Source organism: Kluyvera sp. 1366 (assembly GCF_054823405.1).
This window is the reverse complement of the sequence record NZ_JBTRDW010000002.1, coordinates 336002-350266: the sequence shown is the minus strand read 5'-3', so window position 1 is coordinate 350266 and position 14265 is coordinate 336002. Positions and strand designations below refer to the sequence as shown.

General features: G+C 53.6%; 16 protein-coding genes. 9 read left to right on the top strand and 7 right to left on the bottom strand.

Annotated elements, in window-relative coordinates; all coding sequences use genetic code 11:
* Window positions 1-27 precede the first annotated feature (27 nt).
* The 6 genes from ACVLVH_RS05125 to oppF all read left to right on the top strand — a co-directional run bounded on the left by ACVLVH_RS05125 (window position 28) and on the right by oppF (window position 7419).
* Entirely contained in the window at window positions 28-1662 is a 1635-nt protein-coding gene (locus ACVLVH_RS05125; protein WP_192411712.1) for an ABC transporter substrate-binding protein, read from the top strand.
* 159 nt (window positions 1663-1821) lie between these two features.
* On the top strand, window positions 1822-3462 hold the full coding sequence (gene oppA, locus ACVLVH_RS05120; protein ID WP_110866261.1) for an oligopeptide ABC transporter substrate-binding protein OppA: 1641 nt from the start codon (window positions 1822-1824) through the stop codon (window positions 3460-3462).
* Window positions 3463-3542: 80 nt separating this feature from the next.
* Window positions 3543-4463: an oligopeptide ABC transporter permease OppB gene (gene oppB, locus ACVLVH_RS05115; RefSeq protein WP_007892378.1), complete on the top strand. Its 921-nt coding sequence runs from the start codon at window positions 3543-3545 to the stop codon at window positions 4461-4463.
* A gap of 15 nt (window positions 4464-4478) precedes the next feature.
* On the top strand, window positions 4479-5387 hold the full coding sequence (gene oppC / locus ACVLVH_RS05110; RefSeq protein WP_101764248.1) for an oligopeptide ABC transporter permease OppC: 909 nt from the start codon (window positions 4479-4481) through the stop codon (window positions 5385-5387).
* Between the two features lie 11 nt (window positions 5388-5398).
* On the top strand, window positions 5399-6418 hold the full coding sequence (locus tag ACVLVH_RS05105) for an ABC transporter ATP-binding protein (RefSeq protein ID WP_101764249.1): 1020 nt from the start codon (window positions 5399-5401) through the stop codon (window positions 6416-6418).
* Complete coding sequence (oppF, locus tag ACVLVH_RS05100) at window positions 6415-7419, top strand: murein tripeptide/oligopeptide ABC transporter ATP binding protein OppF (RefSeq protein ID WP_101764250.1); 1005 nt, start codon at window positions 6415-6417, stop codon at window positions 7417-7419. Before ACVLVH_RS05105 ends, oppF begins: the two co-directional genes overlap by 4 nt.
* A gap of 42 nt (window positions 7420-7461) precedes the next feature.
* Here oppF and ACVLVH_RS05095 read toward each other — a convergent pair whose 3' ends face one another.
* Together ACVLVH_RS05095 and cls are read right to left on the bottom strand one after the other, a co-directional pair.
* Window positions 7462-7791: an HI1450 family dsDNA-mimic protein gene (locus ACVLVH_RS05095; protein WP_206098230.1), complete on the bottom strand. Its 330-nt coding sequence runs from the start codon at window positions 7789-7791 to the stop codon at window positions 7462-7464.
* A gap of 37 nt (window positions 7792-7828) precedes the next feature.
* Window positions 7829-9289, bottom strand: a complete 1461-nt coding sequence (gene cls, locus ACVLVH_RS05090) for a cardiolipin synthase (RefSeq protein WP_101764252.1) — start codon at window positions 9287-9289, stop codon at window positions 7829-7831.
* Between the two features lie 162 nt (window positions 9290-9451).
* Here cls and ACVLVH_RS05085 point away from each other — a divergent pair, with 162 nt between their 5' ends.
* Complete coding sequence (locus ACVLVH_RS05085) at window positions 9452-9625, top strand: YciY family protein (RefSeq protein WP_007892390.1); 174 nt, start codon at window positions 9452-9454, stop codon at window positions 9623-9625.
* A gap of 190 nt (window positions 9626-9815) precedes the next feature.
* Here the strand turns inward: ACVLVH_RS05085 and ACVLVH_RS05080 are convergent, their stop codons facing one another.
* Window positions 9816-10112 (bottom strand): YciI family protein, encoded by a 297-nt coding sequence (locus tag ACVLVH_RS05080; RefSeq protein ID WP_101764253.1) that lies wholly within the window; start codon window positions 10110-10112, stop codon window positions 9816-9818.
* A gap of 205 nt (window positions 10113-10317) precedes the next feature.
* Between ACVLVH_RS05080 and tonB the strand changes: the two genes are divergently transcribed.
* Entirely contained in the window at window positions 10318-11046 is a 729-nt protein-coding gene (tonB, locus tag ACVLVH_RS05075; RefSeq protein ID WP_206098231.1) for a TonB system transport protein TonB, read from the top strand.
* Between the two features lie 54 nt (window positions 11047-11100).
* Here the strand turns inward: tonB and yciA are convergent, their stop codons facing one another.
* The 4 genes from yciA to ACVLVH_RS05055 are packed head-to-tail and all read right to left on the bottom strand — an operon-like array spanning window position 11101 to window position 13351.
* The gene (gene yciA / locus ACVLVH_RS05070; RefSeq protein WP_007892397.1) at window positions 11101-11520 is read right to left on the bottom strand and encodes an acyl-CoA thioester hydrolase YciA; all 420 of its coding nucleotides are present in this window, start codon (window positions 11518-11520) and stop codon (window positions 11101-11103) included.
* Between the two features lie 54 nt (window positions 11521-11574).
* The gene (locus tag ACVLVH_RS05065) at window positions 11575-12114 is read right to left on the bottom strand and encodes a septation protein A (RefSeq protein WP_008106564.1); all 540 of its coding nucleotides are present in this window, start codon (window positions 12112-12114) and stop codon (window positions 11575-11577) included.
* A 58-nt stretch (window positions 12115-12172) separates the two neighbouring features.
* Complete coding sequence (locus ACVLVH_RS05060; RefSeq protein WP_101764255.1) at window positions 12173-12907, bottom strand: YciC family protein; 735 nt, start codon at window positions 12905-12907, stop codon at window positions 12173-12175.
* A gap of 27 nt (window positions 12908-12934) precedes the next feature.
* Complete coding sequence (locus ACVLVH_RS05055; RefSeq protein WP_101764256.1) at window positions 12935-13351, bottom strand: YkgJ family cysteine cluster protein; 417 nt, start codon at window positions 13349-13351, stop codon at window positions 12935-12937.
* Between the two features lie 246 nt (window positions 13352-13597).
* Between ACVLVH_RS05055 and ompW the strand changes: the two genes are divergently transcribed.
* The gene (ompW, locus tag ACVLVH_RS05050) at window positions 13598-14230 is read left to right on the top strand and encodes an outer membrane protein OmpW (RefSeq protein WP_064738828.1); all 633 of its coding nucleotides are present in this window, start codon (window positions 13598-13600) and stop codon (window positions 14228-14230) included.
* Window positions 14231-14265: the final 35 nt, after the last annotated feature.

Here is a 14265-nt window from a genome sequence, read left to right as displayed (position 1 = left end):
GCTTATGATTAAGGTTGATATTTGTTGATGAAATGCATGGTAGCGAAAACGGCAGTACGTTCAGTGCTTGCCCTCTGCCTTACAGGCGCACTGGCAGCAAGCCAGGCAGCCCAAATTCCCGCGGGCACGCAATTATCTGAATTACAGCGTATCGTGATTAATAATGGCAGTGAGGTGGCAACGCTTGATCCGCAGAAAGCAGAAGGCGTGCCGGAATCCAATGTCATGCGTAATTTACTGGAAGGCCTGGTTGAAACCGATAATAACGGTCAACTCGTCCCCGGTGTCGCTAAGCAATGGCAAAGCGAAGAAGGGCGCATCTGGATTTTCACGCTGCGTGACGATGCGCGCTGGAGTAACGGCCAGGCTGTTACTGCTCAGGATTTCGTCTACAGCTGGCAGCGCCTGGCCGATCCTAAAACTGCTTCGCCTTACGCCAGCTACTTACAGGCTGCGCATGTGGCGAACGTTGACGCCATTCTGTCTGGCAAAGCCGCACCGTCTGAACTCGGCATTAAAGCCCTCGACGATCGTCATCTGCAAGTCACCCTTTCTGAACCCGTTCCCTACTTTGTTGCCATGCTGGCTCACAGCGCGATGAAACCGGTCTATCGTCCGGCGATAGAGCAGTGGGGCGAGCAGTGGACACAGCCGCAACACTATGTTGGCAATGGCGCTTTTACACTCGCGGAGTGGTTGGTAAATGAAAAAATCGTGGTGAAACGCAATCCACAGTATTGGGATAATACCCACACGGTGATAGAAGAGGGCGTATTTTTACCGCTCTCCTCAGAGAACAGCGATATCAACCGCTATCGCAGCGGTGGCACCGATATGACCAACAGCGTGGTGCCGCCGGAAATGTTCAAAAAGTTACAGCAGGATCTCGGCGATGAGGTCAAAATTAGCCCACTGCTGTGCACCTTCTATTACGAAATTAATAACAAAAAAGCGCCATTCGATGACGCGCGCGTACGCGCCGCGCTAAAGTTAACCCTCGATCGCGACATCATTGCGCAGAAGATCATGGGCCAGGGCCAGATTCCTGCCTACGGATTGACGCCGCCGTTTACCCACGGTATCACGCTTTCCCCACCGGCCTGGGCGCAACAAACGCAGTCCGAGCGTAATGCCAGCGCCAAACAGTTATTAGCCGATGCCGGCTTTAATCAGCAAAACCCGCTGCGTTTTACGCTGCTGTACAACACCTCCGAACAAAACAAGCGACAGGCGATTGCTGCGGCCTCGATGTGGCAAAAAAATTTGGGGGCGGTGGTGACATTGCAGAACCAGGAGTGGAAAACGCTGCTGGAGACGCGCCATCAGGCGCAGTATGACGTGGTGCGCGCCACATGGTGCGCGGATTACAATGAACCTTCTACCTTCCTGAATATGCTGTTGAGCGGTTCGTCCAATAACACCGCGTTTTACCACAGCCCGGCGTTTGACCAGTTGATGAAGCAAACATTAACCAGCGCAGACGAAGCAAAGCGCGCCTCGCTTTATCAGCAGGCGGAAGCGCAACTCGATAAAGACTCGCCAATCGTACCGGTCTATTACCGCGTTAGCGTGCGGTTGGTAAAACCCTGGGTGGGTGGTTTTACCGGCAAAGATCCGCAGGACATGCTGGCGTTGAAATACTATTACATAAAGAAACATTGAGTAATGGGCCGATCCGGCGCTACAGTCGGGCGGCACTTTACCGTGGTAAACCCTGAAGGGTGATTAGGGTCTTCGTTCAGACACGCAAAAATCACCTGGAAACGGGGTACGCCGGGCGTTAAATCGACCCGGTAAAGATAATAAAACTGGAGCGTAATAATGAACAACATCACAAAAAAAAGCCTGATTGCCGCAGGCGTATTAGCCGCAATCGGCGCGCTGGCAGGGAATGCCGCGCTGGCAGCAACAGTGCCAGCAGGCGTTGAATTGGCAGCAAAACAGGAACTGGTTCGCGGTAACGGCGATGAAGTACAGTCGCTGGATCCCCACAAGATTGAAGGTGTACCCGAAGACAACATCGCGCGTGACCTGTATGAAGGTTTAATCACCAGCGACAGTGATGGCAAACCGGTACCGGGCGTGGCGGAAAGCTGGGAAAACAAAGATTTCAAAGTCTGGACTTTCCACCTGCGCAAGAACGCTAAATGGTCCAACGGTGAGCCGGTCACCGCACAAGATTTCGTATATAGCTGGCAGCGCCTGGTCGATCCGAAAACCGCATCGCCTTACGCCAGCTATCCGCAATACGGCCACATCGTCAATGTTGACGACATCATCGCCGGTAAAAAGCCAACTTCCGAGCTGGGTGTAAAAGCCATCGACGATCACACACTGGAAGTGACCCTGAGCGAGCCCGTACCCTACTTCTATAAGCTGCTGATCAACTCCGTGATGTCTCCGGTGTATAAGCCGGCGATCGACAAATTTGGCGATCAGTGGACCCAGCCGCAAAACTGGGTCGGTAACGGCGCCTTTAAACTTGAATCGCACGTGATCAACGAACGCGTAACGCTGGTGCGTAACCCGCAGTATTGGGATAACGAGCACACCGTGCTGAACAAAGTCACCTTCCTGCCAATTAACTCCGAAGTCAGCGACGTTAACCGTTACTTCTCTGAGAACGGCAGCGATATCACTTACAACAACATGCCTATCGAGCTGTTCAAAAAACTGCAGCGGGACAACGGCAAAGAGTTGATGGTCAAGCCATACCTGTGCACCTATTACTACGAAATCAATAACCAGAAAGCGCCATTCACCGATCCACGCGTGCGTACCGCACTGAAACTCGGTCTGGATCGCGACATCATGGTGAACAAGGTTCTGGCACAAGGTCAGCAACCGGCTTACAGCTTCACCCCGCCAGCCACCGATGGCATGGAACTGCTGCCGCCGGATTGGTTCAAGTGGGATCAGAACAAGCGTAACGAAGAAGCGAAAAAACTGCTGGCTGAAGCGGGTTACACCGCGGATAAACCGCTGACCTTCAACCTGCTGTACAACACCTCCGATCTGCACAAAAAACTGGCGATCGCCGCCTCATCTATCTGGAAGAAAAACATCGGCGTCAACATCAAGCTGGAAAACCAGGAGTGGAAAACTTTCCTCGACACGCGTCATCAGGGCAACTTTGATGTTTCTCGTGCGGCATGGTGTGCGGATTACAACGAACCGACTTCATTCCTGAACATCATGCTGTCTGACAGCAGCAGTAACACCTCGCACTACAAAAGCGCTGACTTCGATAAAGTTATTCACGATGCGGTTAAAGCCACAGACGATAAAGCGCGCGTAGCGGATTATCAGAAAGCTGAGCAGATTCTGGATAAAGACAGCACCATTGTACCGGTTTACTACTACGTCAATGCGCGTTTGGTGAAACCTTACGTGGGCGGTTACACCGGCAACGATCCGCTGGATAAAACCGTCGATAAAAACCTGTATATCATTAAACATTAATAGCACTCAGGCTATCGACAGTGGCGGTGCTGCGGCACCGCCTTTTTACTTTGTGAAGCAACAGCCTGGTAGGTACGGCAATGTTAAAATTCATCCTGCGTCGGCTCCTTGAAGCCATCCCGACGCTGTTTATCCTCATCACCATCTCTTTCTTTATGATGCGACTGGCACCCGGCAGTCCATTTACCGGCGAACGTGTCCTCTCGCCGGAAGTGATGGCGAATATCGAAGCTAAGTACCATCTCAACGATCCAATTGGCAAACAGTACCTGAGCTACCTGGTGCAGTTGGCACATGGCGACTTTGGCCCTTCGTTTAAATACAAAGATTACTCGGTCAATTATCTGGTCGGCCACGCCTTCCCGGTGTCAGCCAAACTTGGTCTGGCTGCCTTCTTCCTCGCCGTGGTGCTGGGCGTAACGGCTGGCGTGATCGCCGCCCTGAAGCAAAACAGTTTGTGGGATTATGCCGTGATGGGGGTCGCGATGACCGGCGTGGTGATCCCCAGCTTTGTCGTGGCACCGTTACTGGTGCTGGTGTTTGCGATTACCTTACGCTGGCTACCAGGCGGCGGCTGGAACGGCGGCCAATGGAATTACATGTTGCTGCCGATGGTGGCGCTGTCACTGGCCTACATCGCCAGCATCGCGCGTATTACCCGTGGTTCGATGATTGAAGTGATGCATTCAAACTTCATCCGTACCGCGCGCGCTAAAGGACTGCCATTGCGTCGTATCGTGCTACGTCACGCGCTAAAGCCTGCCATGTTGCCGGTGCTTTCCTATATGGGACCGGCGTTTGTCGGCATCATCACCGGTTCCATGGTGATTGAATCCATCTATGGTTTGCCGGGCATTGGGCAGCTGTTCGTTAACGGGGCATTGAACCGTGACTACTCGCTGGTGATGAGTCTGACCATTCTGGTTGGCGTGCTGACCATTCTGTTTAACGCGATCGTTGATGTGCTGTACGCCGTGATCGATCCGAAAATCCGTTACTGATTGTGGAGCTCGCCCATGATGTTAAGTAAGAAAAACAGCGAAGCTCTGGATGCCTTCAGTGAAAAACTGGAAGTCGAAGGGCGCAGCCTCTGGCAGGACGCGCGTCGCCGCTTTATTCACAACCGCGCAGCCTTCATCAGCCTGCTGGTGCTGCTGGTGATCACTTTGTTCGTGGTGTTCGCCCCGATGTTGTCGCAGTTCAAATATGACGATACCGACTGGGCGATGATGTCTGCCGCGCCGGATACCGTCTCCGGCCACTGGTTTGGCACCGATTCATCGGGTCGCGATCTGCTGGTGCGCGTTGCGATTGGTGGCCGTATCTCGCTGATGGTGGGCATTGCCTCCGCGCTGATCGCGGTGCTGGTGGGCACGCTGTATGGCTCACTGGCGGGTTATCTGGGCGGTAAAACCGACTCGGTGATGATGCGTATTCTGGAGATCCTCAACTCCTTCCCGTTCATGTTCTTCGTTATCCTGCTGGTAACCTTCTTTGGTCGCAACATTCTGCTGATCTTTGTGGCGATCGGCATGGTGTCGTGGCTGGATATGGCGCGTATCGTACGTGGGCAGACGCTGGGCCTGAAGCGCAAAGAGTTCATCGAAGCGGCGCAGGTCGGCGGTGTGAGCACCTTCAAAATCGTGCTGCGTCACATTGTGCCAAACGTATTAGGCGTAGTAGTGGTGTATGCCTCGCTGCTGGTGCCGAGCATGATCCTGTTCGAATCTTTCCTCAGCTTCCTTGGCCTCGGCACTCAGGAACCGCTGAGCAGTTGGGGCGCATTGCTGAGCGATGGCGCCAACTCGATGGAAGTGTCGCCGTGGTTACTGATGTTCCCGGCAGGTTTCCTCGTGGTCACGCTGTTCTGTTTTAACTTTATCGGCGATGGCTTGCGTGATGCCCTCGACCCGAAAGATCGTTAAGGAGTTTCCCGATGACCATTCATGAATTTCAGCCAGCCCTGGCTGCACGTGCGGGAAACAATAACCTGCTGCTTGATGTAAAAGACCTGCGCGTCACCTTCAGCACCCACGATGGCGATGTCACCGCTGTGAACGACCTCAACTTTTCACTGCATGCGGGTGAAACGCTGGGCATTGTTGGCGAATCCGGCTCGGGGAAATCGCAAACCGCGTTTGCCTTGATGGGCCTGCTGGCAAAAAATGGGCGCATTGGCGGTTCAGCGAAATTTAACGGCGCAGAGATCCTCAATCTGCCGGAAAGCAAGCTCAACAAACTGCGCGCAGAGCAGATTGCGATGATCTTCCAGGATCCAATGACGTCGCTTAACCCTTACATGCGCGTCGGCGAGCAGTTGATGGAAGTGCTGAAGCTGCATAAAGGCATGAACAGCGCGCAGGCGTTCGAAGAATCGGTGCGCATGCTGGATGCGGTGAAAATGCCGGAAGCGCGTAAGCGTATGAAGATGTTTCCGCATGAGTTCTCGGGCGGTATGCGTCAGCGTGTGATGATTGCGATGGCGCTGCTGTGTCGGCCGAAGCTGCTGATTGCCGATGAGCCGACTACGGCGCTCGACGTGACCGTACAGGCGCAGATCATGACGCTGCTGAATGAGCTGAAGCGCGAATTCAATACCGCAATTGTGATGATTACCCACGATCTCGGCGTGGTAGCGGGTATCTGTGACAAAGTGCTGGTGATGTACGCCGGTCGTACCATGGAATATGGCCGTGCACGTGATGTGTTCTATCATCCTGCCCATCCATACTCGATTGGCTTGCTGAGTGCGGTGCCGCGTCTGGATGCTGAGGAGGGCGAGTCGCTGACCACCATTCCAGGCAACCCGCCAAACCTGCTGCGCCTGCCGCAAGGCTGTCCGTTCCAGCCTCGCTGCGCCTACGCCATGGACATTTGTGCCAAGGCACCGCCGCTGGAGCCTTTCGCTGAAGGTCGCTTACGTGCCTGCTTCAAGCCGGTGGAGGAGTTAGTATGAGCACCGTAGTCGAAGAGAAAAAAGTCCTGCTGGAGATCGCCGACCTTAAGGTGCACTTTGAGATTAAGGATGGCAAACAGTGGTTCTGGCAGCCACCGCATACCCTAAAAGCAGTCGACGGCGTCAGCCTGCGTTTGTACGAAGGTGAAACGTTGGGCGTAGTAGGCGAATCAGGCTGCGGTAAATCAACGCTGGCCCGCGCCATCATTGGCCTGGTAAAAGCCACAGAAGGGCGCGTTGCCTGGTTAGGACGCGATCTGCTCGGGCAAAGCCAGGAGCAATGGCGTCAGGCGCGCAGCGATATCCAGATGATTTTCCAGGATCCGCTGGCATCGCTCAATCCGCGTATGACCATTGGCGATATCATTGCGGAACCGCTGCGCACCTATTACCCGAAGATGCCGGGCCAGCAAGTGAAGGATAAGGTGAAAACCATGATGATGAAGGTTGGGTTGTTACCTAACCTCATCAACCGCTATCCGCACGAGTTCTCGGGCGGCCAGTGTCAGCGTATTGGCATCGCGCGGGCGCTGATTCTCGAGCCGAAGCTGATCATCTGCGATGAGCCGGTATCGGCGCTGGACGTGTCGATTCAGGCGCAGGTCGTTAACCTGTTGCAGCAATTGCAGCGAGAAATGGGGCTGTCACTGATCTTTATCGCGCACGATTTGGCGGTGGTAAAACACATCTCCGATCGCGTGCTGGTGATGTATCTCGGGCATGCGGTTGAGCTGGGTACTTACGATGCGGTGTATAACAATCCGCAGCATCCGTACACCCGCGCGCTGATGTCAGCGGTGCCGATTCCCGATCCGGACCTGGAGAAGAACAAGCAAATCCAGCTGCTGGAAGGAGAGCTGCCATCGCCGATCAATCCGCCATCGGGATGCGTGTTCCGCACCCGTTGCCCGATTGCCGGACCAGAGTGCGCGAAAACCCGGCCGCTGCTGGAAGGCAGCTTCCGTCATGCGGTCTCTTGTTTAAAAGTCGATCCGCTGTAAATGAAAACGCCGGGCGATTGCCCGGCGTTTTTTGTCTGTCGCTTACTCGCGCCACAGGATGTGGCAGAGTTTGTTATCTTTCTCGCGGCAAAGCAGGACGCGTGCGAACACATCAGTGATCGGCTCGCCGTCGGCTTCACCTAAGCCAATCACCACTTCTGCGAAGAAGTCTGGGTTGAGATCGAAATCAACATGTTCCTGCCAGTCTTCCGCAGGATCGAACAGTTCCGCGCCACCGCGCTCTTCAAACTGCAGATTGAACAGAATAATGTCAGCGGGATCGAGATTGTCGCCAGCCAGCTCAAGAAAAATATCGTAAGCCTGCTCCAGCGTTTCATCTTCAGTAAGGCGATTATTTAAATCCATGGTCATTCCTGCTTGCCCTGAGGCGGTAATATTTTCGCTCGTTTTACAGTAAAGGACTAAAGAAGTAAAACAGTCGTTCAACGATGCGTTGCCACCAGGCACGTTTAGCCCAGCGAGCACCATCCAGTAAGCGTGAGCGGGCGATGTAATCATCCTGCACGGTAGCGAGATCGCTGCCAAAGCCGTCATCATCAACCACCAAGGTGATCTCAAAGTTGAGCCACAGGCTGCGCATATCCAGATTAACCGTGCCGACCAAACTCAGCTGCCCGTCAACCAGCACACTTTTGGTATGCAACAGGCCATCTTCAAACTGGTAAATCTTCACGCCGGCTTCCAGCAGTTCGGTGAAGAAGGCACGACTCGCCCAGCCTACCAGCAGCGAATCATTATGGCGCGGCACAATGATGCTCACTTCCACACCGCGTAACGCTGCGGTACAGATGGCGTGCAGCAGGTCATCGCTCGGCACAAAGTAGGGCGTGGTCATAATCAGCTGCTGACGCGCGGAGTAGACCGCTGTGAGTAACGCCTGATGGATCATATCTTCCGGAAAGCCGGGACCAGAAGCGATTACCTGAATGGTATGTCCGCTCTCCTGTTCGAAGGGCATCACGTTGCCATCCGGCGCGGGCGGCAGAATGCGTTTGCCGGTTTCAATCTCCCAGTCGCAGGCATACACAATGCCCATGGTGGTTGCCACCGGGCCTTCCATGCGCGCCATCAGGTCAATCCATTGTCCCACGCCGGCTTCCTGCTTAAAGAAGCGTGGATCGACCAGGTTCATGCTGCCGGTATAAGCGATGTAGTTATCGATCAGCACCACTTTACGATGCTGTCGCAAGTCCATGCGGCGCAGAAACACGCGCAGTAAACTAACCTGCAACGCTTCAACCACGTCAATGCCGGCATTGCGCATCATGTTGACCCACGGACTGCGGAAGAAGGTGACGCTGCCCGCTGAATCCAGCATCAAACGGCAATGTACACCGCGACGCGATGCAGCCATCAGCGATTCCGCCACTTCATCGGCCAACCCGCCGGGATGCCAGATATAGAACACCATCTCGATATTATGCCGTGCCAGCTGGATATCACGGATCAGTGCGTGCATCACGTCATCGGAGTTGGTCAGCAACTGCAGCTGATTACCTTTCACGCCGGCGATGCCCTGACGATGGCGGCACAAATCAAACAGGGACCGCGCCACGTCGCTGTGTTCGGTGGCGAAGATATGCCGGCACTGTTTGAGATCGTTGAGCCATTTGGCGGTGGAGGGCCACATGGTGCGCGCGCGTTCGGCACGCCTTTTACCTAAATGCAGCTCACCAAAAGAGAGATAAGCGATTATACCCACCAGCGGTAGAATGTAGATGATCAGCAGCCAGGCCATTGCTGAGGTGACTGCGCGGCGTTTCATCAGAATACGTAGCGTGACACCCGCAATCAGCAGCCAGTAACCAAACAGCAGCAACCAACTGATTAGGGTATAAAATGTGGTCATTAAGTGGACGTCCTGTTCGCGCTTTATTGTGCAAAGTTTACGTGCTGATCACAGGGAGTGAAACCTTTAATCGTGAATGACGTTTCGATGAAGCTTTCGATTTGGCATTTCCTGGCAGATCTTTATAATGCCTGCCGAGTTTAGCCTGTCTGAGAGGATGTGATGAGACGCAGCAAAAATGAAGTGGCGCGCTGGAGAATGTTACGTCAGGTACACCGTCGTCGTTCTCGCTGGCTGGAAGGGCAGTCGCGTCGTTATAAGCGCATCCATACCATTCGTCATCAGGTGGCGCAGCAACATCGCCGCTCCATCCTGTTTATCTCGCAAATGGTCTGATGGGTTTACGCGGCCATCATGCGCCGCGTAGCACCCGAATGACATTGACCATTTCTACTGCCGCTGCCAGCACAATTAACATCACAATGTGCTGACGAGCGTTGCGCCAGCCTTGCTGACGCCATAGCCAAAGTGTTCTGCCGATGAGAGCGAATGCTATCACCAGCAGTAAAACTGACAACCACATAGATTAGAAAACGCGTTTGAACGGTTTGACCGCGACTTTCTCATACACGCCTGCGGCAATGTAGGGATCATCCTTGGCCCATGATTCCGCGACTTCCAGCGAAGAGAATTCGGCGATGATCACGGAACCGCTGAAACCGGCCGGGCCTGGATCGTTGCTGTCAACTGCTGGCAGCGGACCCGCAGCAATCAGTCGACCTTCATCTTGCAACAGCTTCAAACGAGCAAGATGCGCGGGACGTACCGAGTTGCGTTTTTCCAGTGAATCAGCGGTATCTTCCGCATAAATGACGTAAAGCACGATGGGATACTCCCGTTAGACTTGCCGAAATTGCGTGACACGTTAAGTGATCGTTAATCAGAGTGCAAACGAAAGATAAATACGCTGTCATTCAGCGCAATCAGGGTTAAAAAAGACCTTTCTGCGGGGCGCTTGCACATCGCTTATTGAAACTGATTGCTATTTGCATTTAAAATCTGCGCTTCACTCAATGAACATGAATGATATGACCACGTTGACTACGCCTTTACCTTCACGTACCCCCATTGCTGTAATTTTATCCGTGGTACTTCACGGTTCGTTGATCGCTGGCATTCTCTATGCATCTTTTCATCAGGTGATTGAAGTTCCAAAAGCGTCCCAGCCTATCAGCGTTTCGCTGGTGGCTCCGGAAGTGCAACCCGAACCTGCGCCTGCTCAGGTCACGCCGCCGCCACCTGAACCTGAGCCGGAGCCTGAAGTGGCGCCAGAGCCGCCGAAGGTTGAGCCGGTACCGATTCCTAAACCGGAACCTAAGCCGAAGCCAAAACCTAAACCGAAGCCAAAGGTTGAAAAGAAGGTTGAGCCGAAACCGCGTCAGCAAGTGAAGCCGCAGGAAAATCCGTTTAAGCAGGAAGCGCCAACCACGCAGACGCGTCCAACAACCGCGCCGAAAGCCAATCCGACCGCAACGCCGAGCATTTCAGATGGTCCGAAAGCGATGAGCGTCAGCAAGCCTGCCTATCCGGCACGTGCATTCGCGCTGCGTGTTGAGGGACGTGTGCGGGTGCAGTTTGACGTTGATAGCGACGGTCGTGTGGATAACGTCCAGATTTTGTCGGCAGAACCGCGCAACATGTTCGAGCGCGAAGTGAAGCAGGCGATGAAGAAGTGGCGTTATCAGCCAGGTCGTCCGGGCAAGAATCTCACCATGAACATCGTATTCCGCATCAATGGTGGCGCCAATATCGAATAAGCACTCGTGGCTGAGAGGCAATAAGAAAGCGGTCAGATGACCGCTTTTTTAATGTTACAGATCGCTTAAATTGCTTCTGCCGGGCGGCAACGGGCGAGATTGCCCGGTATTGTCGACGGCGACGTAAACAAACACCGCTTCGGTTGCGCAGTAGGTCTGTCCAATCGGTTCGGACGACACTTTCTTGATCCACACTTCGACGTTTATGGTCATGGAACTGTTGCCGGTGCGGATGCAGCGTGCGTAGCAGCTCACCACATCGCCAACCGCCACCGGTTTAAGGAACGTCATTCCGTCCACGCGCACGGTGACGACACGTCCTTCGGCAATCTCTTTCGCCTTAATTGCGCCGCCCATATCCATCTGCGACATCAACCAGCCACCAAAGATATCTCCGTTAGCATTGGTATCCGCTGGCATGGCCAGGGTACGCAACACCATCTCGCCTTGCGGCGACTTATGTTTTTCGTCCATTGCTCAGTTCTTCTGCAGGTGAAGAGAAGCCCGACGCTGTCGGGCGGAGTGGCATTATTTTTGTTCTTGTTGCGGCATCTGTCGCCAGATATACACGCCGCTTAACAGGGTAAAGAGTAGGGTCAGGCCGGTCAGACCGAACACCTTAAAGTTAACCCAAAATTCCTGCGATAACCAAAACGCAACATAAATATTCGCTAAGCCGCAGGCGAGAAAGAAGATTGCCCAGGCAATGTTGAGATTGCGCCACACGCCTGAAGGCAGTTGTAACTCTTTGCCCAGCATGGTTTGAATCAGCGGTTGCTTCATAAACCACTGGCTGTAGAGCAGCGCGACGGCAAACAGCGAATAGATCACCGTGACTTTCCATTTGATGAATTCATCGTTATGGAACACCAGCGTCAGCGTGCCGAATACCGCGACCAGCACAAAGGTAAAAATGGTCATTTTTTCCAGCTTGCGGTAGAGCACCCAACTGACGACCAGCGCCAGACCGGTGGCAACGATCAGTGCGCCGGAGGCGACAAAGATGTCGTACAGCTTGTAGAAGATGAAGAAAACCACCAGGGGAAGAAAATCGAGTAACTGCTTCATAGCGTTTCCAAATAGGCAGGAGCGTACAGTTATGGCGCCCGGGTGAGCGCCATAACGATTAACGTAACAGCATATACAGCCGGTACAGATAGATAATCAGCACTGCGGAGACCAGGTTACCCAGCGCGTTCAACACCACGGAGGCGATATTGGCGGGCAGCACGGTCAGCGATGAAAAGAAGAACATCAGCACAATTTTGGCCAGCAGCCACAGCACAATAGCTGGTGCGATAACCTTAATATTCTTCCAGGCGAGACGCATGCTGGCACGCATCGCGCCAATCACGCCGAGCTTCTCATTGGCGAGAATCACCGGTGCCAGTGAAAACAGGATCGCCAGAATCACGCCCGGTACCATCAGCACCATAAAGCCCAATTGAACCAGCAGGGTGATCAGGAAGGTCTGCAGCAGCAGCTTTGGCAGGATGGGCGCAGATGCGCCAATAGCGCGCAGCGCGCTGACGCGTTGTCCGCCCGATACCATTGGGATTAGAAGCAGCATGCCACCCAGCAGCAGCGTGTTGCCAATCAACGCAGCGAACGTGCCTGCAGCGGAAGCGCGCAGCAAAATACGCTGCTGATCCGGAGACATATTTTGTACCAGCTCAAACAGCGACGATGCGCTGTCATCGGACTGGCTCAACAACGAGAGCTGGTCTTCACCTGGCGTTAACGCGTGGCCGACGATCACAGTAATGAACGAGGTCAGCAGCGCCAGCAGTAAAATAGTAACCAGCTGATGGCGCAAAAAATTTCCTGTGTCACGGTATAACGAGCTTGCCGTGATAGACATGTAAACTCCTTGAAAGAACCGGATTAATTAACCCGGCGATTGTACATGTTCTACTGGCGTGCTGGCACCCGCATTGGGATAACTTTCTGTCATAACAGGTAAAGAAGGGTGAAAAAGCGCAGGAAGACCGTAGCGAGCACGGGCGCGATCGCAAGCTTCGTTCTGTTCACCGTTCTCGCCGGACATCGAAAACTCCCGACAGGGCGAAGGGCGCTGCTGATAAATACCGCAGGAGACGCAGCCGCCGACGTCGCCCTGCAGCGCAATACAGCGCGGCTGGCGTTGGTTGGTGCCGCGCATATTGCGCATAAATGGGGTTAACGGTTCTGTTAATTCAACGGGAACAGCACCGGCGCCATCATCGGCTTCGGCCCAGTAAAAAGAGACACGGAAGTGCGCGCAGCATGCGCCACAGGTCACGCAAGGATTTAGTGAATCGCTCATCTGATCGCCCGCCACCTTTAAGGTATCGAACCAAAATCACACAGGGGAAAGTTAAAATAGTCACGGCGAAAAATTTTCGCAAGCGGACTTTTATTACGCGCTGTAAAGCCAAAATTGATCTGAATCAATTCATTGTTTTTTAAGTGATTAATTTAGATTGATGCAGATGATCTTTTACCAAAAAAGGGGTAAATGTTGTGCCGCATTCAACATTGAGACCCATCTTTATTTGGCAAAGGAGTGATTATGAAACTGGCAAAATGCGCACTGCTGATGGCGCTGGCAATTCCGCAACTGGCTCTGGCTCATGAAGCCGGTGATTTCTTTATGCGTGCAGGTAGCGCCACCGTTCGTCCGACTGAAGGCTCTGACAATGTGCTGGGTATGGGCGGCTTTAACGTTAGCAACGATACGCAGCTGGGCTTGACCTTCACCTATATGGCAACGGATAACATCGGCGTTGAGCTGCTGGCTGCAACCCCGTTCCGTCATAAGGTTGGACTGGGCGCCACCGGTAATCTGGCCACCGTGCGTCAGCTGCCGCCGACCTTAATGGCGCAGTACTATTTCTTTGATAGCAAAAGTAAAGTCCGCCCGTACGTTGGCGTCGGTATCAACTACACCACCTTCTACGATGCCAAATTCAACCAAACGGGTGAGGATGCCGGATTAAGCGACCTGAGCGTGAAAGACTCGTGGGGCATGGCGGGCCAGGTCGGTCTGGATTATCAAATCAACCGCGACTGGATGCTGAATGCCTCGCTGTGGTACATGGATATTGATACCGAAGTGAAATTTAAAGCTGGCGGTGAGCAGCAAAACATCAACACGCGTATCGATCCGTGGGTGTTCTTCTTTGGTGCGGGATATCGATTCTAATCGGCAACCAGAAATGAAGCGGGCGACCAGAAGGT